Origin of the sequence: Neptunomonas japonica DSM 18939 (assembly GCF_000422765.1) — a bacterium.
In the GTDB taxonomy this organism is placed as follows: Bacteria; Pseudomonadota; Gammaproteobacteria; order Pseudomonadales; family Balneatricaceae; genus Neptunomonas; species Neptunomonas japonica.
In genome coordinates this window covers 125,250-148,263 of the sequence record NZ_AUGR01000016.1, presented here as the reverse complement: position 1 = coordinate 148,263, position 23,014 = coordinate 125,250, and the positions used below count along the sequence as shown (strand labels likewise).

Sequence of the window (23,014 nt, the reverse complement as noted above, 5' to 3'; positions counted from 1 at the left end):
TCTTTTATACCTTTTCCGTTAATCGGGTCACGACTTTATCCATCCCAGCACTGCGGGATCCTTTTACTAGAACAACCATATTTTCATGCAACCTAGGAAGAACCCTATCTACTAAACCTTTCTGGTCAATAAAGTGTTCAGCTAATTGCTGTGTTGCCAAATTATTCGATGACTCAAAACCCTCAACTGCTGCTTTACTCAAGGAACCCACTGTTAATAATTTATCAATGTTATGCTCTGCAGCAAACAGACCTACTTCACGATGCATTTCTTCTGCATCAGGACCTAATTCGCCCATATCGCCTAACACAAAAATGCGTTCACCCTTTAATTCTCCTAACGCCTGAATGGCTGCTTTAACCGACCCTGGGTTAGCGTTATAACTATCATCAATTATTCGAGCGCCATTGAATCCTGGCAAACTACACATCCTGCCTTTAACTGCGCAAAAACGTTCTAAACCTGCAGCGGCTAACGATAATGGCAAACCCGCTGCGACGGTTAAAGCAACGGCCGCCAATGCATTCATGACATTATGACGCCCCATTACTTTTAACTGCACTTTTTCAGACGTATCGCCATGAACCACAACAAAACTGTAACAACCGTCATCTAATATCTGTATAGCAATAGCATTAATATCAGCTTTAGAATCCAAGCCAAATGTTAACAATGGCTTGTTAGCAACACGCTGAATCCATTGATTAGCATGTGGGTCGTCTATATTGACAACAGCAGTACCTGTAGGGCTTAAGCCGTCGTAGATCTCACCTTTTGCTTCAACAACACCTTGAAGCGACCCGAAGCCTTCAAGGTGCGCTCCCATGGCATTACTAATCAAAGCAATATCGGGGTGCGATAAACCTGCTGAATATGCTATTTCACCCGGGCCACTAGCCCCCATTTCTATCACTGCATATTGATCAGAAGGCGCTATCCTTAACAAGGTCAGAGGCACACCAATATCGTTATTCAAGTTTCCTTTGGTCGCGAGCACCTGGCCTGCACCGCTCAGTATTTCAGCCAACATCTCTTTAACAGTGGTTTTCCCACTACTACCAGTAATAGCGAACAAGGTACCATCAAAAAAGCTGCGATTATATTCTGCAATTTTACCTAAAGCGACACGTGTATCGGCAACTATTAACTGCGGAACATCTAGCGCGAGCTCTCTATCCACTACAAGTGCAGAAGCCCCAGCAGTTACAGCTTTATTAGCAAAGTCATGGGCATCAAAATGCTCACCCTTGAGCGCTACGAATAGATCGCCAGGTTGAATTGAGCGTGTATCAGTATTTACACGAGAAAACGCAATGTCTTTACCTAACAATTGCCCCGATAACGCGGTCAAAAGTTCACTTAATAGGAAGCTATTATGCATCATTAGCAAGCCCTCCCATCAAATCCTCTACAACTTGTTTATCACTAAAAGGATACTTCACACCCATTATTTCTTGATAATCCTCATGTCCTTTACCTGCTACTAACACCAAATCATCAGGGCCTGCTGATTGCAAAGCCATGGTGATAGCATCTTCTCTCGTGCTTATTTGAATCACATTTTCTAAACAAGAAAAACCCTGCATTATCATTTCAATAATTTCATCTGCAGCTTCAGTACGAGGGTTGTCACTGGTCACTATAACTTTGTCTGCAAACTTCTCTGCAATAATGGCCATTTCAACTCGCTTACCTGTATCTCTATCACCACCACAACCAAATACTATCCATAACTTCTGTTCGCAGTGCTTACGAGCCGCTTGTAGAGCCTTTTCCAAGGCATCAGGTGTATGCGCATAATCAATAATAGCTGCAGGAAACCCTGCTTTAACTAAGCACTCCATTCGCCCAGGAACAGCAGAAACCTGAGCCATGGCTGTCTCGATTTCTTCATTCGTAAAATCTAATTGAGCGAGTACGGACACGACCAACAACAGGTTCGAAATATTGAAGCCTCCCACTACCGCTGCGTCAAAATGAATATCCCCACTAGGTAGAACAATATCCAAAGTAACGCCTTGAGCGTTCAATACTGAGCGCTTAACCGAAACATCAACAGACACAGATGGATTGACGCTATAACGGAAAAAAGGTTGATTAGCTTGTTGCAACTGCTTCGCTAATTTACAGCCAAAATCATCATCAGCATTCAGCGCAATACGTACTGGTACGCCTGTTGCTGCACTACCCAAAAATAGTCGTGATTTAGCATCAGCATAAGCCTGCATAGACCCATGATAATCCAGATGATCACGGCTTAAGTTTGTTAAGGCTGCAGCATCAAACTGCACCCCAGCAACGCGCCCTTGATCCAATGCATGCGAACTAACTTCCATGACAACAGCGTCAGCACCTTGCTCATAAAAACCAGCCAATAACTGCTGCAATCGAATTGAATCAGGTGTGGTATGCGTAGCTGTTTCTAATGAATCGGGAAAACCATTACCAACCGTTCCTATTAATGCAGTCTTTTTCCCTAACGCCGTTAATGCTTGAGCAATATAATGCGCACAAGAGGTTTTACCATTTGTGCCCGTAATACCTATAACGGTCATTTTATGACTTGGATTGTCTAGCATCTTTGAGGCAAGGAAACCTGCTTTGTTAACTAGATCATCTACATGAAAAACAGGTATTGAAACGCTACTAAGCGCGCCACTCTTGCTATCAGGGCACTCAATAATGGCAGCTACTGCGCCTGCTTTGGCTGCTTGAGCAACAAAATCTATACCGCGGTGATTAACCCCATCACGCGCGACAAACAAATCACCTTGTTGCACATAACGACTATCAGAGCAGATGCCTGTCACTCGAACACTCGCATCAGCATGGTCCCGATCAACTATTGCAAGCTCAAACAATGTTGTTGGTTTGAATTTCATCATTTCATCACCATCGTCTGTACCGGTTTATCTGGCCACTGATCTGGTGCTACGTTTAGTAAGCGCAATGCATTACTAGATACACGAGAAAAAACGGGCGCAGCAACCTCACCACCATAGTATTCCTGGCCTTTTGGATTATTTACCATGACGACAACAACAATGCGCGGGTCTGAAACGGGAACAACACCAGAGAACACCGCGATATACTTATCATCTGAATAACCGCCCCTACTCGCTTTATGTGAAGTACCCGTTTTACCCGCTACTCGGTAGCCGTGCACAGCAGCACGGCGCCCCGTACCTCCACGTTGAGTGACGGTTTCCATCATTCTTAAGACACTATTTGCTATCGTCGTGGGCATAATGCGACTACCTTTAGGCGCTTCATCGAGCTTGATCAAGCTGGCAGGTAAAGCAACACCTTCATTTGCTAAAGGTAAATATGCCTGCGCTAATTGCAATGGTGTTACCGACAAGCCGTAACCATAAGACATGGTGGCGCGCTCAACCACACGTTTAGCTGGGTAATATGGCAGACTACCATTTCGCTCCCCTGGGAACCCTGTTCCTGAAGATTGGCCTAAGCCAACATTATGAAATAGGTTTCTAATCGCATCTTCGTGCAAGCTCAACGCAAGCTTCGTCGCACCTACATTACTTGATTTGGTAATAATTGACGTGAGGCTCAGCTTTCCATAGTTACGATGATCACGAATAGTACTACTGCGAATTTTCATATACCCCGGGGTAGTATCAACAACAGATTTGGTGGTGTATTTACCACTCATCAACGCCGCAGCAATGGTCAAAGGCTTCATAGTGGAACCCGGCTCAAACAGATCTGTTACAGCACGATTACGCAGACCTTTCACATCAATACTGCTGCGATCGTTTGGGTTATAAGAAGGCTGATTAACCATCGCTAATACCTCACCCGTTTTCGCATCTAACACCACAGCTGATGCAGAATCGGCTTTATGTGCCTGCACCGCTGCTTTCAACTCACGATACGCCATATACTGAAGACGCAAATCGATACTTAGTTGAATGTCTTGCCCTGGTTTAGCTTGCTCTATAGATTTAATATGTTTAATGGTGCGACCCAAGCGATCTTGCATTACCAATTTACGCCCAGGATCGCCGCTCAACCATTCATCATAGGCCAACTCCATCCCTTCTTGGCCGTTGCCTTCGATGCCTGTAAAACCAACTAAATGAGTCGAGACTTCACCCGCAGGATAATAACGCTTATAGTCCACATCTACGTGAACACCTGGCACTTTTAACGTATCAATTTGCTCTGCTAATTCAGGTGCTACCTGACGTTTAAGGTAGATAAACTGGCGACTACTATTTTTCTCAAGCTTAGTTACCAAGTCACTGCGCTTAACATCTAATAAAAAAGCAAGGCGCTTCAATCCTTGATGGTGCGTATCCGCTTTACTAGGATCGGCCCAGATAGTGGCTACAGGCGCACTAACAGCCAGAGGTTCTCCATTTCTATCGGTTATAATGCCTCGATGCGAAGGCACCAGTGTTGTTCTCAAACTACGAGCATCACCTTGGCGCTGCAAGAAATCTTGATCCAATGTGTAAAGAGAAACTAATTTAGTGACAATGCCACCGGCAACAAGGATCAATAACACAAATACCAAGATTAAACGCCAACTACGCCCTGCGGATTCAACAACGGGAAGATCAGTATTATCGTTCATATTGAACAATCTCTATCATGGCGGGCTGTGGCGTCATCATCTTCAATTGTTTTCGAGCGACCTGCTCAACTCGATTATTAGTCCCCAACGTGCTTTGCTCAAGAAGTAACTGCCCCCATTCAACCTGAAACTCATCCCACTGCTGCACCAGAATCTGTTGTTTATTAAACAAAAGTCTGTATTGAAAAGCAGAATAAGTAACAGATAATGAACTACAGACGATCAACACAACCAATACAGAAACGATAAAAACAGGTCGAGCTACTGCACCCAAGCCAAGAACCGGCAATGCAGTAACATCTTTGTTTCTGATCAACCATGCTGGTAATGAAAACAAAATGAATACCTTTAATACTTTATGTTTTCGTAGTGGTACTTCATCAAGCAATTTTTGTTGCTATACGCATAACAGCACTGCGTGAACGTGGATTTTCATCCACTTCCGTTGCACTCGCTTTAACCATTTTACCGACGGCTTTAAGCCGCTGATTCAGCATATCGTTAGTAATAGGAATACTCAGAGGCAAGTGGTCATCACCTTTCACGTGCTTGCGAATAAAACGTTTTACGATTCGATCTTCTAATGAATGGAAGCTAATAATCACTAAGCGCCCACCTACTTTTAGCGATTCAAGCGATTGATCCAGACATTTTTCCAAATCTTCTAACTCTCGGTTTATATGTATCCGAAAAGCCTGAAAAGCACGTGTAGCTGGGTGCTTGCCCTTTTCCCAAGACGGGTTAGCATCAGAAATTATTTTTGCTAATCGTCCAGTTGTTTCAATCGGCGCCTCCGCTCTGGCTTCCACTACCGCTTTTGCCATTCGTCGACCGTGCTTATCTTCACCGTAGGTGTAGATAACATCCGCTATCTCTTCTTGTGACGCCCGCATAATCCACTGAGCAACGCTTTCACCCGTCGTGGTATCCATACGCATATCCAGTGGCCCGTCGTTCTGAAAACTAAAACCACGTGTCGGGTCATCAAGCTGAGGGGAGCTCACGCCCAAGTCAAGCAAGATACCATCAACCTCACCGAACATATCCCGATCAGTCACAAACTGTTGCAGCTCTGAAAAAGAACCATGAGCAATATCAAATCGAGAGTCATCAGAAAATTTTGTGTTAGCACAAGCAATGGCTTCAAGATCTTTATCAATCGCCATCAAACGACCACTAGCCGACAGCTGATTAAGAACCAGTGATGAATGCCCACCTCGACCAAATGTACCATCGACGTAGAATCCATCAGGATCCTGAACCAATGCAGCCACGGCTTCATCAAGTAATACAGTAATGTGTTGTAATGATTCAGTGCTCACAGAAAGACCCTGCATAAAATATTAAAGTGACAAATTGAGTAGCGCATCAGGCAACTCCTCAGTTTCGACTTCCTGTAAGTATCTGTCGCGAGTTACGTTCCAATTCGCCTCGTCCCAAATTTCAAACTTCCGCCCCTGACCTAGCAAAATGGTCTTTTTCTCTAACCCAGCATATTCACGAAGCAGCGCAGGTATTAACAAGCGACCATGACTATCCATATCTAAATCTGACGCATGCCCAACTAACAAACGCTGTAAGCGTCGCGCTACAGGATTAAGACTCGGCAACGCATCAATCTTCGCTTGTATGATTTCCCACTCATCAATGGGGTAAAGCAACAGACAACGCTCTTCAGTATCAATCGTTAAAACTAGATGCCCAGCACACTGAACCGAGATCATCTCTCGGTAGCGGGCGGGAATGGCCATTCGGCCTTTCACATCCAGATTTATCTGATTAACGCCGCGAAACATCGTTTACCTACCCAATTTCTTCATAAAAAACCACATTTACCCACATTTACCCACTAATACATACTATAGAAACTACCCCCCTTTTTTGCAAGTGTGGTACAACGCCGACAACGCCCTAAATACAAGGAAAAACAGCATCGATTCTGCAGTAATTGAAGCACTATTATTCAAAGCCAGATAAAGCGCTTATAATTCAGTCAATTAATTGCAGACACGACAAAGACAAGACTTGCAGGATTTTTTTGGAATGAAGGAAGAAAAAAGAGATAACATAAGAAATATTCAAAAACAGCCAAACCACTACATCAACCAAAAGTAATACTTGCCTGAGATAAAACAAAAAAACCAAGCACAGAGAGACTCAGATCAAGTCATCGGCCTTATTCTAACAATAAAGCCAATACTAGTAACTTTCTTTAAGGCTAAAAACCAGACTAATTTTATCGTATTCGAAGAACGCCAGAGAAGAATCATTTTTCTCATATGTCACACCGACTTCGGGCTTATACCCATATGAATGAATCTTTTTATTGCTTAACAAGAAACCAAGCTTCTTATTAGTATCGCGGCGTCGCTCACCGAAAAATGGATCAACATCGCCATATAAGCGCATACCTAAAGAGCTAGATAACTTAAAAGCCCAATCGTTAACAGGTAAATCAAGCCCTAAAGACAAAACGCCTTCGTGATAGGAGTAAGGAACCTCTCGAGCAACTGATTTATCAATTGTTACTCCCCCATCAAGAAACATTCCGTTTTTCAATGGGTTAGTAAAAATCGTCGCAACTCTGTAGACATCGGCATCAAGATGAGACGCGCCATCAACAACAAGCTTAGCTATTCTCGCCTCATGACGAAAACTAAACTGATCGATAACACTAGGTGTATAAAAAACACTTAAATAAGAAAAGTCATACTGCTTCTTGCCATTTTTTTCCGAGTACTCCAATCCAGCCTTAGCTTTAACTTTAGGCAGCGCCTCAAAAGACGAAACAATCCCTACATCGCCCAACCAACGATCCAAGTCACCGCCCTGAAAGTCACTAAAGGAGACATTTAAAAAAGCCTGAGTGCGCGAATCCGATGACAAAGGAAGGCCGCTATTCATATTATAGCGAATACCTTTTACTTCCTGATCTCCTTCCGGGCGAACGACCTTGAAGGAGCGACCAGAAATACTGACCTCTTCACTTGAGGTAAAATTACTAGGGTTAGAGTCACTAACAAAAGACAGACCAAACTTAATAAAACCAATATCATTATCAATCTGATTAAGATACTGGCGAATATTTTGTTTCACCCCCCAAGGAACACCTTCCTTAAAAAGCACTTTCTGGAAATTTGCTTTACTCGCATTAAACTGACGATCCAAAAACAAAGAACGCGCCAACTCAAGCCGAACTCGCGGACTATCAGTTTGCTTTAGCATCTCTGAAAAAATCGCAATAGAAGCTTTATAATCCCTTTGCTCGAGAGTAAGCAACCCCATTACAAACAGTTTTTGAAGAGAACGCTGCTTAGCAGAAGCAACAGCAGCTTTATCTACAGTCACTTCACTTTCAGATGCAAACGAACACTGCCCAAAAACCATTAAGAAGGAGACAGTGCTTATTAGTGATACATTCTTCATTGGCTATTATTGAGCACCGAACGAGCCTGTATAAAACTCGATTCCTGAACTTGCCTTAACAGTAAAGACTCCACCAACCTCTTCAGCATTAGGGCCATAAAAAGCACCATTTGCCGTTCCAGACAATCCTGCACCTGCACCTGTAGCGGTTACAACCCCAGAAAACGAGTTAGCCCCAGTATATGTAAGTGCAGTAGTCGCTATATCTAAATTAGGCGTTAGCGTTGTGCCATCGAGCTTTGTATTACTTGTCGAGAAGCCTATAGTCCGCGCTGCAAAATCAGAATTAATAGCAGTCTCACCAGTCACAAATCGTCCCTGCCCAGCCGGGCTTATATATACACCAAGCAGCTTACCCGTAAAGGTTACATTACCTGTCGTTGGCACTGAAGCTCCAACCGTTTTCAAGCCAGCACTCAATACGCCAATTGCTCCTGCCGAAACACCAGCACCAGGTTTCCAAACACCAAATGTTTGATAGTCAAAAGCTGAAGACTTTGGGTCTATAGCCAATACATTATAAGTAGTAGCAGCATCAGTTAGCGCAACATGGTCTGCCAACCCAACCACTGCTTGCCTTGTATCAGTTGCCACATCCCAGCTTACCGACGAACCTGGAGATGAGTTAGGTGTAGTAATAACTAATTTGCTCAAATTACCACTGGCATCATAAGTCAGCCTAGCTGTTGAAGTTTCGCTAACACCCCGATCTACCGCCCCTGTAGCAATCGATGCAATAGCCGTGACATCAATCTCATTAGTAATAGTATCAAACGTTACTGGCGAATTGTCTCTTATAGTAGTCGGCGCTACCGGAACAGCAGCCACTCTAACAGACGAGCCTCCCCCTCCCCCACAACCGACAAGTAGCAAGGAAGTAGATAAAATACTTAATGGTATAAATAGAGCAGTTTTTTTCATATAGCGCCTCAGGAAATATCTATTCTTTATTATCTAGGATAAAAAAATCGTATTTGCATATACTACAAAGCTCGCCTCAGAAACGCCCTTTCACACTAAAATATTTTCAGTAGAGAAAGCTGCCAATCCATTAGCCTCACGAAGACTAGCTCAAATAGCGCGCGCTGTCGCCTAACAATATTTACTAAGAAATAAATACTCACAAAGCGGTTTGCTACATTACAAAGACTGACCTGCGCATACAATTTTATATATAGCCTTAGTTTCAGGCATAAAGCGTTAACATTCGCTGAAGATTTTACAATCTATTTAAGATAAAGAGCTTTATGCCAAACATTGATAATGAAAAGACCGCACCGGGTATGCAAGAAAGACTTAAAGCAGCTTGAATTAACAAGTATTTGAATTTTTAGAGGAAAAAAGTAAGAGTCCGCCTATAAGCCGGGTTTTGTAATAGACAGTCATTCATCTGGGACGCACATCACTGTACGCCTCAAGCAACCTACCCGGATCCAGTGCGGGTCACACCTATTGGATCCCTATTTGGTCTTGCTCCGAGTGGGGTTTACCATGCCGTGGAATGTTGCCACCCACGCGGTGCGCTCTTACCGCACCCTTTCACCCTTACCGTTATCCGAAGATACTTAGGCGGTCTTCTCTCTGCTGCACTTTCCGTCGGCTTACACCGCCCAGACGTTATCTGGCACTCTACCCTTTGGAGCCCGGACTTTCCTCCCTCCTACTTACTTACAACAAGTTGCAAGCAAGCAAGACAGCGACTGTCCGGCGAACTCTTGGGCGCAAGGATACCAACAATCAGACGAGAAGCAACTACTTACGAGATAAAGCCTCTTGATAAAGCGCATTCTTCTTCTCGCCTGTGATTTTTGCAGTCAAGGCCGCAGCCTGCTTGACTGGCAATTCACTCAGCAACACGTCCAGTACTTTCAAAGACTCCACGGATAAGCCTTCTTCTTCAACAAGCTCAACACCTTGAATCAGCACAACAAACTCACCCTTTTGCTGGTTAGCATCCTGCTTAACCCACTCAAGCAGAGCAGCAACATTATCACCGTGTATCGTCTCAAACGTTTTGGTTAGCTCTCTTGCCAAAACCACGTAACGCTCTGGACCCAATACTTCGATCATGTCCTGCAAAGAATCAAGAATCCGGTGTGTAGACTCATAATAGACCACCGTTCGAGTTTCAAATTCAATCATCGATAGTTTTTGCTGACGCCCTGATCTTTTCGCAGGCAGAAAGCCTTCAAAAATAAACCGATCAGTTGGCAAACCCGCTGCACACATAGCCGTAATTACAGCGCAACACCCTGGCACAGGTACAACTTTATAACCCGCCTCGCGTACTCCACGCACCACAATAAAACCAGGATCAGAAATTAATGGCGTCCCAGCGTCAGAAATCAGTGCAATACTGTCGCCAGCAGCCAATTTATCCAGTATTGTCTGCAGTCGTTGACGCTCATTATGATCATGCACTGAAATCATAGGAGTTTTAATGTTAAAGTGCGCCATTAAACGACCACTGTGTCTAGTATCTTCGGCAGCAATCAAGGCAACGGACTGCAAAACATCCACTGCCCGGGGCGTTAAATCTCCAAGATTGCCGATAGGCGTGGCTACAACATAAAAAACCGCGTCAGACATAATTTTTCCATCCATCATCAGGGTGATAGAGTATATGATGATTTTGAAACGCCTGTCTCTAATTGTTACCTTAACAAGCTTTATTGCTGGTTGTGCTATGCCGCCAATGTCACCACCATTGGTAACAGGCAGCCTGCCATCATCTTCCCAAGAAGCTAATATCGACTCACTGCTTTCACAAGCACAACGATCCTCACCTATTCGCGCAGCAGAGCTCAAGTTACAAGCAGCTCAATTACTCGCATCCCAAGGTGAACAGGGTCGCGCGAGCGATATCCTAAAAGATATCGACACTGCAAATTTACCACCAACACTGCAGTTCAATATCATCAAACTGCAGACACAACAGGCACTAGATAACAACGATGGCGAAAAAGCACTTAGCTACCTTGCTTATATGCCATCACTCAGCACACTACCTGAAGATGACGCCCTACTATCTGAGCAACTGTATGCTGATGCTTATGGACTCAATGGGCAATCTCTAGAAGAAGCCAAAATACTCATTGAAGGCACTGATTATATTCAGGACCAAGAAAAGCTACAGCTTCTACACGATCGAATCTGGCAAGCACTACAAACAACTAATGATGCAGAATTACAGAGCGCTCTACAGCAACCAAATAATAACTACCTACTACAGGGCTGGCTGGAATTAGCGCTAGCGTCTCGATCCATTGCCGATATCCAAACGCAAACCAACAATATTGAGAACTGGTTAAACCTATGGCAAGCCCATCCCGCGGCACAACTTATGCCCGGCAACCTTGCTTCCCCACAAAGCATTGATTTACTCAATGTTGCTCGCATAGGCATCTTGCTACCCACATCAGGCTCTTTAGCGAAAGTAGGCAAAGCAATACAAGACGGCATTAGTACCGCACACTTTGCCAACCAAGAACGCAACAGCGCGCCCGAACTCGTATTCTTAGATAGCGCTCTTTACGCAACAGCCGATGAAATACTACAAGCAGCACAAGAAAAAGACATTCAGCTGATCATCGGGCCACTTGAAAAAGACAAAGTCAGCGCTCTTAGTCAGTTTGGCGCACTACCTCTTCCTTTTTTAGCACTTAACTATACTAACGGAAGCGCAAGCAACCTTTACCAGTTCGGACTATCAGCAGAAGATGAAGCCCGCGACGCCGCCACTCAGGCAATTAATGCGGGCAAACGTTATGCTTTAATTCTCACCCCTAATAGCGCCTGGGGTAAGCGAGCAGAAACCGCTTTTGCAGATACGTTTAACTCACTTGGCGGCACCATTGTTTCTCGAGCATCTTTTAGCACAGAAGAACTTAATCAAAATATCTCTGAATTATTAAAAACAGATGAGAGTAAAGCGCGAGCAATCAAACTAAGAAAAGCAACAGGGCTCAATTTTGAGTTTGAAGAAAGACGCCGACAAGATGCAGACACCATTCTACTTGCTGCTCGCCCACAAGATGCACGACTAATCAAACCAATCTTGTCATTCTATTTCGCTGGCGACCTACCTGTTTATGCTACCTCGCAGATTTTTTCGGGCGCAACCAATACAGCGGCAGATATCGACCTCAACGGCATCATGTTTGGGGATATCCCTTGGGTACTATCTCCTCCGTCAGACAATAGACGTGCGCTTAATGCCATACGCAACAATACAGGCACTCGTTTTGGCAGACTTTACGCTTTAGGGATTGATGCATACAACTTATATCCGTACTTGCAACAACTAGGCGCAACTCAAGGCGCTCGCTTACAAGGCGAGACAGGTATGCTGTCGTTAACTGAAGAAAATAAAGTTAACCGACACCTACAATGGGCCATTTTTGAAAACGGCACCCCAAAACTTATTGAGTAATGACACTCTATGGACAGACAAACACGCGGCAAGGACGCCGAAACAAAAGCTTGGCACTGGCTTATTCAACAAGGACTTAAGCCAGTCACGAGAAACTACCTATGTAAATTAGGTGAAATTGATCTGATATTAGTTGATAACAACACACTGGTTTTTGCAGAAGTTAGATACCGCACGCATAAGCACTTTGGCGGAGCTGCAAATTCAGTAACAACAACTAAACAGAAAAAAATTATCCGCACTGCACAACATTTTTTAATGACTCATAGTCATTTTCAGCAGCATAACTGCCGATTTGATGTCATTGCGTACGAAACTCCTTCTGAAGAAAATAAACCAGTATGGTATAAAGACGCCTTCAGACTTTAAGACCGGAATTAGTGAATGGAACTTGAAGAGCGAATTGTTAACTTATTTCACAATTCGATGGACACAAATGCTCACACCATTGAGCAATACACACCGATGATCGCTCACGCCAGCGAGCTGATGCTCTCTAGCCTTGCCAGCGAGCTAAAAGTCGTGTGTGTTGGCAATGGTGGCTCAGCAGCCCTAGCTCAACACTTCTCTGCGTTACTGCTTAGCCGCTTCAGAAATGAAAGACCCGGCCTGCCCGCTATAACGGTAGGCGCAGACAGCGCCGTTCTTACCGGTATTGCAGAAGAAAGCAGCTTTAGTGAAGTGTATTCAAAGCAGATTAGAGCCATTGGGCAACCCGGAGACGTTCTGCTAGTCATCTCTAATCAAGGGCGTTCAAACAGCTTGGTACAAGCAATACAAGCCGCCCATGACCGCGACATGTCAGTCGTTGCTATTACCGGGCATGATAGTAGCAATATTTCTGCACTTTTAAGACCTGATGAAGTCGAAATATGCGTACCATCTGACGACAACGCAATGATTTACAGTGCACACCTGCTGATTCTTCACTGCTTATGCGATTTAATCGAATACCAATTATTTGGAGCCTGACGCTATGAACTCAACGCTTTTGAAATGTATTACGACCGCTTGCGTGCTCACGACACTTTCAGGCTGCTCGAATTTGATCAGCGCATCACGAGAAGAACCCATCCGCGAAGACCAAGGAAGCCGCACGGTCGGCGCCTATATCGAAGATGAAGTTATTGAAAACAAAACACTCGTCAATATCAACAAAGGCTCAGAAACGGTAAAAAACTCTCATATCAGCGTGACCAGCTACAACGGCATCCTATTACTCACCGGCCAAGTACCACACGAAAACGCAAAACTAGAAGCAGAACAAATTGCAACGCAGACTCGAAAAGTTCGCAAAATTCACAACGAACTCGAAATTTCAGGCCCAACATCGAGCATTGTACGCGCCAATGATGGATACCTAACTAGCCGTATTAAACTACAACTGCTAGCTGACGAAACAGTAGAAGGCAGCCGCATTAAGGTAGTCACAGAGAATAGCTCAACATATTTGATGGGCTTAGTGACAGAGCACGAAGCTGATACCGCAGTAAATATTATCCGCACCATCCCTGGTGTACAAAGAATTGTTAAGGTTTTCGAATATATTCCGCACCGCTAAACCATTAACACATAGCCGTCATTATTTAATGCGCGGCTATTACTTAACAACTTTCAATGTTGGCCGCCCACCGGAGGTTTTTGGTGGTTCTGGCTTCAGCTCTTCTTCTTGCTCTAACTCATAAAAATCAGCACCAGGCTCCATTCCAAAGCCCATACCAGCACCATTCTCACGCGCATACACAGCCAAAACAGCAGCCATAGGCACATAAACATTCATGGGTACACCACCAAAGCGCGCATTAAAGCTGATAGCCTCATCGTCTATCAAAAATTCTTGCACTGCCGAAGGGCTAATATTAAGAACAATCTGGCCGTCAGAAATAAACTGCTCCGGCACCATAACCCCTTTCACTGCAACATCTACCGCTAAATGCGGCGTGCAGTCATTATCAAGCAACCATTCTTGCAAAGCCTTGATAAGGTAAGGACGACTGGGTTTCATAAACACTCCAAACATAAAAAAGGGATGATATTATCATCCCTTTCTGAACTAAATATTCAAGCAGATATAGTACTAGTCACGCATTTCACGTTCAGCTTCCGAGAGACTCTCACGGAAAGATTCACGCTCAAATAAACGTTCCATATACTCATACAATGATTTGCACTGAGCTTCAGGCAAATCAACACCCAAATAAGGCAAGCGCCACAATAGCGGAGCAAGACAGCAATCAACCAATGTAAACTCTTCACTCATGAAGAATGGCTTTTCAGCAAAGATAGGTGAAATAGCCACTAAGCTATCACGCAAATCTTTACGTGCTGCTTCAACCTCATCATCTGTTGATTTAACTGACACCAAGACATCTACATGCTTACACCAATCTTTCTGGATTCGATGCATATATAAACGGCTTTCTGCGCGCGCAACAGGATAGACAGGCAACAACGGTGGATGAGGGAAACGCTCATCCAAATATTCCATCATTACATTTGGCTCATACAGCACCAAGTCTCTATCCAGGAGAGTAGGCAAGCTATTATAAGGATTTAAACCTGCCAAATCTTCAGGAAGGTCCTCAACATGACAATCAATAACGTCAACCGCTACTCCTTTTTCCGCCAACACAATGCGAACACGATGGCTGTAATGATCAGCACCATCAGAGTAAAAGGTCATGGAAGAACGTTTAGCCACAACTCCCATTAATATATCCCCGTATTACTTACCGTAGAAAATAAATAAGCGCGGCCTGAAACTCAGGCCGCGCAAAAAAACGATTCTAACAGATTTACGCTGTAAAATCAGTGAACATCTTTCCAGTATTCTTTTTTCAGCGCATAAGCGATGAAGAAGAACAAGAAGAGAAAGATTAACACTTTAGTTCCGATACGCTGAGAGTCTAATTTAGACGGCTCACCAATATAGGCCATAAAGTTCACCAGATCATAAACAGTTTTATCAAACTCTTCTGTGCTCTGCTGCCCTTTCTTACCGATAGACATACAACCGCCCATCATCTTACCTGTTAACGGATCAATTTTAGCCTCATGATGCTGCGCTTCTTCAGCTGAACAATGATTAATCTGCTCACCCTGCAAATACTCAAGCACGTTAGGCATACCTACATCAGGAAAGACTACGTTATTCACACCCCATGGACGTGAAGAATCTTTATAGAAGCTACGTAAATATGTATACAACCAATCCGGCCCACGCAAACGTGATTCAAGCGTCAAATCAGGTGGCGCTGTACCAAACCAGTTAGCAGAATCCTCTTTGAGCATAGTATTGGTCATCTGCTGACCTACTTTTTGGTTCCCCAAAAGTAGATTCTCTTCTACCAAGTTAATCGGCATGCCTAAGTCTTCAGCAGCACGCTGGTAACGTTGATATTGCGCAGAGTGACAACCCAAACAGTTATTCACAAATACCTGCATACCGCGCTGCAATGAAGCTTGATTATGCAGATCTACAGCCATGTGGTCCAATTTAGGACCCGCACCGCCCGCAGCAAAACTTGCCAATGGGAACAGTGCAATAACGAATGCAACTAAATACTTTTTCATTATCCTGTAACCCTCTCTGGTACTGGTTTAGTTTTCTCCATCTTGGTGTAAAACGGCATCAAGAAGAAGAAAGCAAAATAAAGAGCAGTACAGATCTGAGCCACCAATGTACGTTCAGGAGTAGATGCAACCACACCTAGGTAACCCAAGATCACAAAGCTAACAGCAAAGATCACCAACGCCACTTTGCTAAACATTCCTTTATAGCGAATTGACTTAACAGGGCTACGATCCAACCAAGGAAGAACAAACAAGATAGCAATCGCACCACCCATCACAACAACACCAGGGAACTGGGAAGCAGCAATTGGCGGAATCGCACGCAGCATTGCGTAGAATGGAGTGAAGTACCAAACTGGTGCAATATGCGGCGGTGTTTTCAGCGGGTTAGCCGGCTCAAAGTTTGGTGCTTCAATTAAGTAACCACCACCCTCTGGGAAGAAGAACACAATGATGCAGAAGACAAATAGGAAGACAACAACACCCACAATATCTTTCACTGTGTAGTAAGGGTGGAATGGAATTCCATCCAATGGCACGCCGTTTTCATCTTTGTTTTCTTTAATTTCGATACCATCTGGGTTGTTAGAACCAACCTCATGCAACGCAATAATATGCAGCACAACTAGCGCCAACAATACGATAGGTAATGCAACAACATGCAAAGAGAAGAAACGGTTTAGTGTCACACCAGAGATCAGGTAATCACCACGAATCCACTCAGCCAGCTCAGGCCCAACAAAAGGCACAGCCTGGAACAAAGATACAATTACCGCAGCGCCCCAATAAGACATCTGACCCCATGGTAGCAAGTAACCCATGAAAGCTTCAGCCATCAACGCAAGATAGATAGCCATACCGAATAGCCATATCAATTCACGCGGCTTACGATATGAGCCATACATCATGCCACGGAACATGTGCAGATAGACCACACAGAAGAATGCCGAAGCACCGGTAGAGTGCAAGTAGCGCAGCAACCAGCCGTAATCAACATCTCGCATGATGTACTCAACAGAAGCAAACGCGCCTTCTGCAGAAGGATTGTAGCTCATCGTTAGCCAAATACCGGTAATGATCTGGTTGACCAACATCAGCATTGCTAAAGAGCCGAAAAAGTACCAAAAGTTAAAGTTTTTTGGCGCATAGTATTTTGATAAGTGGTCTTCCCACATAGCAGTCGCCGGGAAACGGTCATCGACCCACCCCATAAAACCGCTTTTTCCTTTATTACGGTAACCAGCCATTATGCGTTCTCCTGATCCACGCCAACAATGATAATGTCTTCGCCTTCGTATTTATGAGGCGGAATCACTAGGTTTGTCGGTGCCGGTGAGCCTTTATAGACACGGCCCGATAAATCAAAACGAGAGCCATGGCATGGGCAATAAAAACCACCAACCCAATTGGCGTCAAATTCTTGCGGCCCAACCTCAGGCTTATAGCTAGGAGAGCACCCTAAATGCGTGCATATACCTACTAACACAGAGATATCAGGACGAATTGATCGATCCGCATCATGTGGAATGTACGGTGGCTGCTGAGGAACTTCCGAATCGGGGTCCGACAACTCACCTGGATCAATGCTATTCAAGGTCGCTAACGCTTCCTCGCCACGCTTAACAACCCAAACAGGCTTTCCACGCCACTCAACTATCATCTGCTGACCTGGTTCCAGCTTGCTAATATCAGCTTTAGCTGGTGCGCCAGCGGCTTTCGCCTTGGCACTTGGATTCCAGGAAGCCACGAACGGGACCGCCGCTCCTACAGCACCCACTGCCCCAACGGCAGAAGTGGCACCTATAAGAAGCCGACGCCGACCCTTGTTCACGCCGTCATTGCTCATCAAGTATATCCCCCTCACTCGGCCAGGCTATTTGCTTGTACAAATAATCACCAACCGTTCAGTATAAAAAAATCACGAAATCCGGTTCTGTAAAAATGGCCCAAATAGTAAAGAAAATACCCCTATTTTACAAGGTGAATTATCCCTTCCGAGGTATCTATAAGACTAAGTATTGACCTGATACACAGATAAAAAAAAACGCCCGGGCCATAAAGGCCACGAGCGTTTTCCAAATTGCATGCCGGATAACCGGCAAACAATTAACGTTTAGAGAATTGTGGTTTCTTACGTGCTTTACGTAGACCAACTTTCTTACGTTCAACTTCACGAGCGTCGCGGGTTACGAAACCAGCTTTACGCAGTGCAGGACGCATAGTTTCGTCGTATTCCATCAATGCACGAGTGATACCATGACGGATCGCACCTGCTTGACCGAAGTTACCACCACCTTTAACAGTAACGATTACGTCGAATTTTTCTAGAGTTTCAGTCAACTCTAATGGCTGACGAACAATCATACGTGCAGTTTCGCGACCGAAGTAAACTTCGATAGTACGATCGTTGATAGAGATTGTGCCTGTACCAGGACGCAAGAAAACTCGGGCTGTAGAAGTTTTGCGACGACCTGTACCGTAATACTGAGTAGCTGACATTATCTACTTCCCCTTAGAGTTTCAGTTCTTGAGGCTGCTGAGCCTGGTGTGGATGTTCGTTACCTGCATACACTTTCAATTTAGTGTACATAGCACGACCCAAAGGACCTTTTGGTAGCATACCTTTAACAGCCAATTCGATAACTTTTTCTGGCTGACTGTTAATCATGATCTCAAAGTTAGCCTGTTTAAGACCACCTGGGAAACCTGTATGACGGTAATAAATTTTAGCTTTACGCTTATTACCAGACACATGTACTTTTTCTGCGTTTACAACAACAATGTAATCGCCAGTATCTACGTGTGGTGTGAATTCTGGTTTATGCTTACCGCGCAGACGTCGAGCAATTTCAGTAGCCATACGGCCAAGAGTTTTGCCTTCTGCGTCAATTACGTACCAGTCGCGTTTTACCTCGGCTGGCTTAGCAACAAAAGTAGTCATCGATTGTTCGCCTATACTTTAATTAAGTCTAGATAACGGATCTGAAGATCAGAATTTCCGCGTCCGACTTACCTTATAATTATTAGTTGTTTGCTACTGAAAACAGTAAAAAACAACGTACGAAACCTCATCCTGAAATGAGGAGCGCGAATTATAGTCAAATTATCCAGCTAATGCGAGTATTTCTGTGCGCTTATTTAATATAAAAGCCAGAAAACATTTAACCCCAAGCCCTGCTCATTTTATTCACAAGCACAACGACAAATTAAGCTTTGTGAGCTTTTGCCAAATAATCGTGAGACTGCATCTCTAAAAGCCTACTTTGCGTGCGCTCAATCTCAAAAGACAAACGCCCACCCGTATAGATTTCATGGATAGGCACCGCAGCAGAAACAATCAATTTCACGCCGCAATCATAAAATTCATCAACCAGGTTAATGAAGCGGCGCGCTGCATCATCGTTTTTAGTGCCTAACTGTGGAACATTAGAAATAATTACCGCATGGTATATTTTAGCAATTTCAATGTAATCATTCTGCGAACGCGGCCCTTCACACAATGCAGGGAAATCAAACCAGACAACATCCTCACAAGTTCTTCTTGATGGAATACCACGACCATTAACATCGACTAGCTCATTTTCAACGGCTTCTTCTATGTCAGGCGCCAAGCTTTCAAAACTCGCATTCAAACTGTCGTCAGCCGTCGCATCCAATGGATAATGATACAACTCAGCCTGCTCCAACGCTCGCAACCTATAATCCACACCACCATCTACATTAATAACATCGGTGTGTCTGTTTAAAAGTGCTATTGCCGGTAAAAAACGAGCCCTCTGCAAACCATCTCGATACAAGCCGTCAGGAATAATGTTTGATGTAGCCACTAACGAAACACCATTAGCAAACAACTGCTCAAACAAGCTCCCCAAAATCATTGCGTCTGTTATATCAGAAACAAAAAATTCATCAAAACAGATAATACGCGCCTCATCTGCATATTTACGGGCAATTTCAGTAAGCGGGTTTTTAGTACCATCGAGCAAACGCAAATCTGCATGCACGCCCTGCATGAAGCGATGAAAGTGAGTACGTCTTTTCTGCTTAAACGGCAAGCTGTCATAAAAGGTGTCCATCATGTAAGTCTTACCACGACCCACGCCACCCCAAAAGTACAAACCCTGCACAGGCTCTACCGTCTGCTTTTTAAACTTCCCACTAAAACGCTGCATCAACGTCTGAGGCTGAACGCTGTCAACCGCAATCAGATCATCATACAAACGCTGAAGATGGCCGATAGCAATCTCCTGCGCAGGGTCGTATGAAAAGTCATCACGCAACAAGTCTTTTTTATAACGTTCTAATGGAGTCATTTTTCCACATCACCCTGATCAATAGGCACTAAAATACAGGGGCGAACTGTACCAGAAGCCCCCCACATTCAAATTCAACAATAGGCTAAACAATACAAAGCCTTTAAAACTCCACACACATTGAGCTAATTAAACCCCATCAACGAAATAACAACAGGCAATAAAAAGGCTGTTAACAACCCTGTCATCCCCATCGCCAATCCCGCAAAAGCACCCGCCAGCGCACTTGTCTCGAATGCATATGCCGTACCAAAGCCATGAGCAGCCAGACCAAGCGTAAAGCCTTTAACCGCGCCATCCTTCACATTTAGTAACTTAAAAACAAGTGGAGACAACAAACACCCCATCGCACCTGTAATTAACACGAGCCCAGCGGCTAATGAAGGGTAGCCGCCTATTTTCTCAACAATCCCAATAGCAATGGGAGAGGTAACTGACTTAGGCGCCAAAGACAGCAACACCTCTACTGGCAGATCAAATGCCAAGCCAACCAGCAACACCGATACAATCGCTGTCACCGCACCACTAATGCAAGCCACTAACAGCACAAACCACATCTTTTTAATGCGCTCAAAATGATCAAACAAAGGAACCGCCAGAGCAACCGTTGCTGGCCCCAGCAAAAAATGAATAAACTGAGCCCCCTCAAAGTACGTTTCATAGCGAGTACCTGTAACCAACAAAAAACTAATGATAATCGCCATCGATATCAAAACTGGATGCAATAACGGAGTGCCGCCCGAGCGCCTATTTAGCTCAGAAGCAAACATAAAAACAATTAAAGTGACGATCAACCAAAATAACGGCTTGGCGGCAAAATATACCCAAAACTCCATTACTTCACCCCCTCTGATGAGTCGCCTATCTCACCTTTTGCAGGGCCATTAAGCCTACCCAACAAACGAAACACGAGAGCTGTCACTACCAGAGTTACAAAGGTACTGACCAGTAAAGCAACCAAGATGGCCAACCAATAGTGAGAGATCATTTCCAGATGCACCATAAGGCCAACACCTGCAGGCACATATAAAAAAGCCAAATGCCGTAATAAACCCTCAGAAACCAGCCTCACAGACTTAGGAGTTTTTTTAAAAGCAATTAATACCAGTAATAACAAGATCATACCAAACACAGGGCCCGGCACCGGCACGCCTGAGGCCAACACCACCAGCTCACCTAATAACTGACAAAGCAGCAACACCAAAAAGCCATTAAGCATCACACTTCCCCACTAAATGATGACAAACAGAGTAATTACTTCATATAAAGCAACCCAACCGCTGCTAATTGGACTTACCACCAAACTCAGAGAAAAACCCCATCAACATATGTTCGTTTGGCTTTACGTAAATTACACACAATAAAAAGCCGGTATTATAAACCGGCTTTATACACGACCACTACCAATAACTACCGCAGCGCAACATAGTTTAGAAACAAACCCGCTTCATTAACCTCTTAGCATCACCATCTCTACAAAGTTACACGGCCGATGGCGACTATCTAATTGCTCACGAATAATTTTATGCCAAGCCGTTTTACAAGCACCCGTTGAACCCGGCATACAAAAGATAACCGTTCTATTGGCAACACCAGCAACCGTCCTAGACTGAATAGTGGAAGTACCTATCTCTTCATAAGAGAGCGATCTAAACAACTCACCATAACCTTCTATTTGCTTATCCAATAAAGGAATAACTGCCTCAGGGGTACTATCTCTTGCAGTAAAGCCTGTACCGCCGGTTATCAATACTGCATGAATATCACTATCGGCAATCCATTGAGAGAGCACCGCACGGATTTGATAAATATCATCTTTAACAATAGTACGCTGAGCAGCCCTATGCCCAGCCTCTTCAATGCCTTTTTGAAGAGTATCGCCAGATTTATCCGTTTCAGGCACACGGGTATCAGACACCGTTAATACAGCAATATTTAACGACTGCAACTCAACCGCCTCCATCACAACTCCTCAATATTATTGACAGACTTTTATCTGCTTAGTACTGCCCAGCATGTGAGCACAAACAGGTAAGCGCAACGCATAACTATCCAACAGCGAACGCACTACTTTTGGACGATGCTCAGTTGCACGCCCGGCCGCACCAACAATAACCGCACGCGACTCAGAAGACAATTGCTCCCACCCCAGTAAACCTGCCTCAAGAACAGCAAGGTTTGCACTTAATTCCCACGGCCCGGTTTTTTCTGCATGCTTTATAGCGTCAAAAAAAACCTCATCAAACTCACCTAAATAAGCTTTCATCAAAGCCTTATTAGCCCAGCTATAAGCCCAATTAGGTCGTAGTTTTATGGCTGATTCATGAAGAGATAACGCCTGGCGAATCTCATCCATATAGGAAGGAGATTCAGGCAAGCTCTCTGACAGCGCAGCTCTATATAGCATCAAGCGCGCTTTTAACTCGTAATACTCAGCATTACTCGAATTCCAGCTCAAAGCTGAGTCAATATCTTGATCAGCCTTATCTAACGAGAGCAATTCTACTGAGTTTGGTTTAGCTTGCCAGCGCTCAATAGCATAACGCACAGGGTATGCACTGATATCAGCGACAGCCCAACGAAAAGCAAAATAAACCAAGGGAATAGAAACAAGAATAACCAATATTGCCAACAAGCGCGCCAGACGATTTTTAAAGCTTGCAGTCACAG

At 44.2% G+C, this 23,014-nt stretch carries 25 protein-coding genes and 1 other RNA gene; 4 read left to right on the top strand and 22 right to left on the bottom strand.

Translation table 11 applies throughout. The features are described from left to right. Window positions 1–4: 4 nt before the first annotated feature. From G511_RS0111815 to rsmI, 10 genes are all read right to left on the bottom strand, one after another. Window positions 5–1,384 carry a UDP-N-acetylmuramoyl-tripeptide--D-alanyl-D-alanine ligase gene (locus tag G511_RS0111815; protein WP_245573984.1) on the bottom strand — a complete coding sequence of 460 codons (1,380 nt, stop codon included), beginning with the start codon at window positions 1,382–1,384 and terminating at the stop codon, window positions 5–7. After that, entirely contained in the window at window positions 1,374–2,885 is a 1,512-nt protein-coding gene (locus G511_RS0111810; RefSeq protein ID WP_028469804.1) for a UDP-N-acetylmuramoyl-L-alanyl-D-glutamate--2,6-diaminopimelate ligase, read from the bottom strand. The genes G511_RS0111815 and G511_RS0111810 overlap by 11 nt, the downstream gene beginning before the upstream one ends. Then, on the bottom strand, window positions 2,882–4,600 hold the full coding sequence (locus tag G511_RS0111805) for a peptidoglycan D,D-transpeptidase FtsI family protein (protein ID WP_028469803.1): 1,719 nt from the start codon (window positions 4,598–4,600) through the stop codon (window positions 2,882–2,884). Before G511_RS0111805 ends, G511_RS0111810 begins: the two co-directional genes overlap by 4 nt. Next, window positions 4,590–4,937 (bottom strand): cell division protein FtsL, encoded by a 348-nt coding sequence (gene ftsL, locus G511_RS0111800; protein ID WP_245573981.1) that lies wholly within the window; start codon window positions 4,935–4,937, stop codon window positions 4,590–4,592. The genes G511_RS0111805 and ftsL overlap by 11 nt, the downstream gene beginning before the upstream one ends. Before the next feature lie 43 nt (window positions 4,938–4,980). Beyond that, window positions 4,981–5,937, bottom strand: a complete 957-nt coding sequence (rsmH, locus tag G511_RS0111795) for a 16S rRNA (cytosine(1402)-N(4))-methyltransferase RsmH (RefSeq protein ID WP_036551930.1) — start codon at window positions 5,935–5,937, stop codon at window positions 4,981–4,983. Window positions 5,938–5,943: 6 nt separating this feature from the next. Beyond that, the gene (gene mraZ / locus G511_RS0111790; protein WP_028469800.1) at window positions 5,944–6,396 is read right to left on the bottom strand and encodes a division/cell wall cluster transcriptional repressor MraZ; all 453 of its coding nucleotides are present in this window, start codon (window positions 6,394–6,396) and stop codon (window positions 5,944–5,946) included. 403 nt (window positions 6,397–6,799) lie between these two features. Beyond that, window positions 6,800–8,026, bottom strand: coding sequence for a surface lipoprotein assembly modifier (locus G511_RS0111785; protein ID WP_084629094.1), 1,227 nt, complete (start codon window positions 8,024–8,026; stop codon window positions 6,800–6,802). Window positions 8,027–8,032: 6 nt separating this feature from the next. Further along, window positions 8,033–8,947 carry a transferrin-binding protein-like solute binding protein gene (locus G511_RS0111780; protein WP_028469798.1) on the bottom strand — a complete coding sequence of 305 codons (915 nt, stop codon included), beginning with the start codon at window positions 8,945–8,947 and terminating at the stop codon, window positions 8,033–8,035. A gap of 421 nt (window positions 8,948–9,368) precedes the next feature. Then, an RNA gene (rnpB, locus tag G511_RS23875) (RNase P RNA component class A) lies at window positions 9,369–9,742 on the bottom strand. Window positions 9,743–9,778: 36 nt separating this feature from the next. Next, window positions 9,779–10,615 carry a 16S rRNA (cytidine(1402)-2'-O)-methyltransferase gene (gene rsmI / locus G511_RS0111775; protein ID WP_028469797.1) on the bottom strand — a complete coding sequence of 279 codons (837 nt, stop codon included), beginning with the start codon at window positions 10,613–10,615 and terminating at the stop codon, window positions 9,779–9,781. Between the two features lie 34 nt (window positions 10,616–10,649). Here rsmI and G511_RS22720 point away from each other — a divergent pair, with 34 nt between their 5' ends. Genes G511_RS22720 through G511_RS0111755 form a run of 4 tightly spaced genes read left to right on the top strand, consistent with a single transcriptional unit; the run spans window position 10,650 to window position 14,019 of the window. Further along, the gene (locus tag G511_RS22720; RefSeq protein ID WP_084629093.1) at window positions 10,650–12,458 is read left to right on the top strand and encodes a penicillin-binding protein activator; all 1,809 of its coding nucleotides are present in this window, start codon (window positions 10,650–10,652) and stop codon (window positions 12,456–12,458) included. A gap of 9 nt (window positions 12,459–12,467) precedes the next feature. Further along, complete coding sequence (locus tag G511_RS0111765) at window positions 12,468–12,827, top strand: YraN family protein (protein ID WP_028469795.1); 360 nt, start codon at window positions 12,468–12,470, stop codon at window positions 12,825–12,827. 15 nt (window positions 12,828–12,842) lie between these two features. Continuing rightward, window positions 12,843–13,430 carry an SIS domain-containing protein gene (locus G511_RS0111760; protein ID WP_028469794.1) on the top strand — a complete coding sequence of 196 codons (588 nt, stop codon included), beginning with the start codon at window positions 12,843–12,845 and terminating at the stop codon, window positions 13,428–13,430. A 4-nt stretch (window positions 13,431–13,434) separates the two neighbouring features. Beyond that, a complete protein-coding gene (locus G511_RS0111755; RefSeq protein WP_028469793.1) occupies window positions 13,435–14,019 on the top strand; it encodes a BON domain-containing protein in 585 nt (194 codons plus the stop codon). Window positions 14,020–14,058: 39 nt separating this feature from the next. On the opposite strand, the gene G511_RS0111750 is transcribed toward G511_RS0111755, so the two are convergent. The 12 genes from G511_RS0111750 to G511_RS0111695 all read right to left on the bottom strand — a co-directional run bounded on the left by G511_RS0111750 (window position 14,059) and on the right by G511_RS0111695 (window position 23,012). Continuing rightward, window positions 14,059–14,463, bottom strand: coding sequence for a ClpXP protease specificity-enhancing factor (locus tag G511_RS0111750; protein ID WP_028469792.1), 405 nt, complete (start codon window positions 14,461–14,463; stop codon window positions 14,059–14,061). Between the two features lie 72 nt (window positions 14,464–14,535). Further along, the gene (locus G511_RS0111745; protein ID WP_028469791.1) at window positions 14,536–15,168 is read right to left on the bottom strand and encodes a glutathione S-transferase N-terminal domain-containing protein; all 633 of its coding nucleotides are present in this window, start codon (window positions 15,166–15,168) and stop codon (window positions 14,536–14,538) included. A 98-nt stretch (window positions 15,169–15,266) separates the two neighbouring features. Beyond that, on the bottom strand, window positions 15,267–16,031 hold the full coding sequence (locus G511_RS0111740) for a cytochrome c1 (protein WP_028469790.1): 765 nt from the start codon (window positions 16,029–16,031) through the stop codon (window positions 15,267–15,269). After that, window positions 16,031–17,278, bottom strand: a complete 1,248-nt coding sequence (locus G511_RS0111735; RefSeq protein ID WP_028469789.1) for a cytochrome b — start codon at window positions 17,276–17,278, stop codon at window positions 16,031–16,033. Before G511_RS0111735 ends, G511_RS0111740 begins: the two co-directional genes overlap by 1 nt. Further along, window positions 17,278–17,877, bottom strand: a complete 600-nt coding sequence (gene petA, locus G511_RS0111730) for a ubiquinol-cytochrome c reductase iron-sulfur subunit (protein WP_028469788.1) — start codon at window positions 17,875–17,877, stop codon at window positions 17,278–17,280. Before petA ends, G511_RS0111735 begins: the two co-directional genes overlap by 1 nt. A gap of 260 nt (window positions 17,878–18,137) precedes the next feature. Then, window positions 18,138–18,530 carry a 30S ribosomal protein S9 gene (rpsI, locus tag G511_RS0111725; RefSeq protein ID WP_028469787.1) on the bottom strand — a complete coding sequence of 131 codons (393 nt, stop codon included), beginning with the start codon at window positions 18,528–18,530 and terminating at the stop codon, window positions 18,138–18,140. A 13-nt stretch (window positions 18,531–18,543) separates the two neighbouring features. After that, the gene (gene rplM / locus G511_RS0111720; RefSeq protein ID WP_028469786.1) at window positions 18,544–18,972 is read right to left on the bottom strand and encodes a 50S ribosomal protein L13; all 429 of its coding nucleotides are present in this window, start codon (window positions 18,970–18,972) and stop codon (window positions 18,544–18,546) included. A gap of 265 nt (window positions 18,973–19,237) precedes the next feature. Next, the gene (zapE, locus tag G511_RS0111715) at window positions 19,238–20,344 is read right to left on the bottom strand and encodes a cell division protein ZapE (RefSeq protein WP_028469785.1); all 1,107 of its coding nucleotides are present in this window, start codon (window positions 20,342–20,344) and stop codon (window positions 19,238–19,240) included. A 125-nt stretch (window positions 20,345–20,469) separates the two neighbouring features. Beyond that, on the bottom strand, window positions 20,470–21,180 hold the full coding sequence (locus tag G511_RS0111710) for an LrgB family protein (RefSeq protein ID WP_028469784.1): 711 nt from the start codon (window positions 21,178–21,180) through the stop codon (window positions 20,470–20,472). Then, window positions 21,180–21,563, bottom strand: a complete 384-nt coding sequence (locus G511_RS22715) for a CidA/LrgA family protein (protein WP_036551928.1) — start codon at window positions 21,561–21,563, stop codon at window positions 21,180–21,182. The genes G511_RS0111710 and G511_RS22715 overlap by 1 nt, the downstream gene beginning before the upstream one ends. Before the next feature lie 231 nt (window positions 21,564–21,794). After that, a complete protein-coding gene (gene moaB / locus G511_RS0111700; protein ID WP_028469783.1) occupies window positions 21,795–22,307 on the bottom strand; it encodes a molybdenum cofactor biosynthesis protein B in 513 nt (170 codons plus the stop codon). Window positions 22,308–22,322: 15 nt separating this feature from the next. Beyond that, complete coding sequence (locus G511_RS0111695; protein ID WP_028469782.1) at window positions 22,323–23,012, bottom strand: hypothetical protein; 690 nt, start codon at window positions 23,010–23,012, stop codon at window positions 22,323–22,325. Between the last annotated feature and the right edge of the window lie 2 nt (window positions 23,013–23,014).

Bases quoted from the DNA above. Each gene is read 5' to 3' on its own strand.
- G511_RS0111815 (WP_245573984.1), bottom strand. From the start codon at position 1,384: ATGATGCATAATAGCTTCCTATTAAGTGAACTTTTGACCGCGTTATCG.
- G511_RS0111810 (WP_028469804.1), bottom strand. From the start codon at position 2,885: ATGATGAAATTCAAACCAACAACATTGTTTGAGCTTGCAATAGTTGAT.
- G511_RS0111805 (WP_028469803.1), bottom strand. From the start codon at position 4,600: ATGAACGATAATACTGATCTTCCCGTTGTTGAATCCGCAGGGCGTAGT.
- rsmH (WP_036551930.1), bottom strand. From the start codon at position 5,937: ATGCAGGGTCTTTCTGTGAGCACTGAATCATTACAACACATTACTGTA.
- mraZ (WP_028469800.1), bottom strand. From the start codon at position 6,396: ATGTTTCGCGGCGTTAATCAGATAAATCTGGATGTGAAAGGCCGAATG.
- G511_RS0111785 (WP_084629094.1), bottom strand. From the start codon at position 8,026: ATGAAGAATGTATCACTAATAAGCACTGTCTCCTTCTTAATGGTTTTT.
- G511_RS0111780 (WP_028469798.1), bottom strand. From the start codon at position 8,947: ATGAAAAAAACTGCTCTATTTATACCATTAAGTATTTTATCTACTTCC.
- rsmI (WP_028469797.1), bottom strand. From the start codon at position 10,615: ATGTCTGACGCGGTTTTTTATGTTGTAGCCACGCCTATCGGCAATCTT.
- G511_RS22720 (WP_084629093.1), top strand. From the start codon at position 10,650: ATGATGATTTTGAAACGCCTGTCTCTAATTGTTACCTTAACAAGCTTT.
- G511_RS0111765 (WP_028469795.1), top strand. From the start codon at position 12,468: ATGGACAGACAAACACGCGGCAAGGACGCCGAAACAAAAGCTTGGCAC.
- G511_RS0111760 (WP_028469794.1), top strand. From the start codon at position 12,843: ATGGAACTTGAAGAGCGAATTGTTAACTTATTTCACAATTCGATGGAC.
- G511_RS0111755 (WP_028469793.1), top strand. From the start codon at position 13,435: ATGAACTCAACGCTTTTGAAATGTATTACGACCGCTTGCGTGCTCACG.
- G511_RS0111750 (WP_028469792.1), bottom strand. From the start codon at position 14,463: ATGAAACCCAGTCGTCCTTACCTTATCAAGGCTTTGCAAGAATGGTTG.
- G511_RS0111745 (WP_028469791.1), bottom strand. From the start codon at position 15,168: ATGGGAGTTGTGGCTAAACGTTCTTCCATGACCTTTTACTCTGATGGT.
- G511_RS0111740 (WP_028469790.1), bottom strand. From the start codon at position 16,031: ATGAAAAAGTATTTAGTTGCATTCGTTATTGCACTGTTCCCATTGGCA.
- G511_RS0111735 (WP_028469789.1), bottom strand. From the start codon at position 17,278: ATGGCTGGTTACCGTAATAAAGGAAAAAGCGGTTTTATGGGGTGGGTC.
- petA (WP_028469788.1), bottom strand. From the start codon at position 17,877: ATGAGCAATGACGGCGTGAACAAGGGTCGGCGTCGGCTTCTTATAGGT.
- rpsI (WP_028469787.1), bottom strand. From the start codon at position 18,530: ATGTCAGCTACTCAGTATTACGGTACAGGTCGTCGCAAAACTTCTACA.
- rplM (WP_028469786.1), bottom strand. From the start codon at position 18,972: ATGACTACTTTTGTTGCTAAGCCAGCCGAGGTAAAACGCGACTGGTAC.
- zapE (WP_028469785.1), bottom strand. From the start codon at position 20,344: ATGACTCCATTAGAACGTTATAAAAAAGACTTGTTGCGTGATGACTTT.
- G511_RS0111710 (WP_028469784.1), bottom strand. From the start codon at position 21,180: ATGGAGTTTTGGGTATATTTTGCCGCCAAGCCGTTATTTTGGTTGATC.
- G511_RS22715 (WP_036551928.1), bottom strand. From the start codon at position 21,563: ATGCTTAATGGCTTTTTGGTGTTGCTGCTTTGTCAGTTATTAGGTGAG.
- moaB (WP_028469783.1), bottom strand. From the start codon at position 22,307: ATGGAGGCGGTTGAGTTGCAGTCGTTAAATATTGCTGTATTAACGGTG.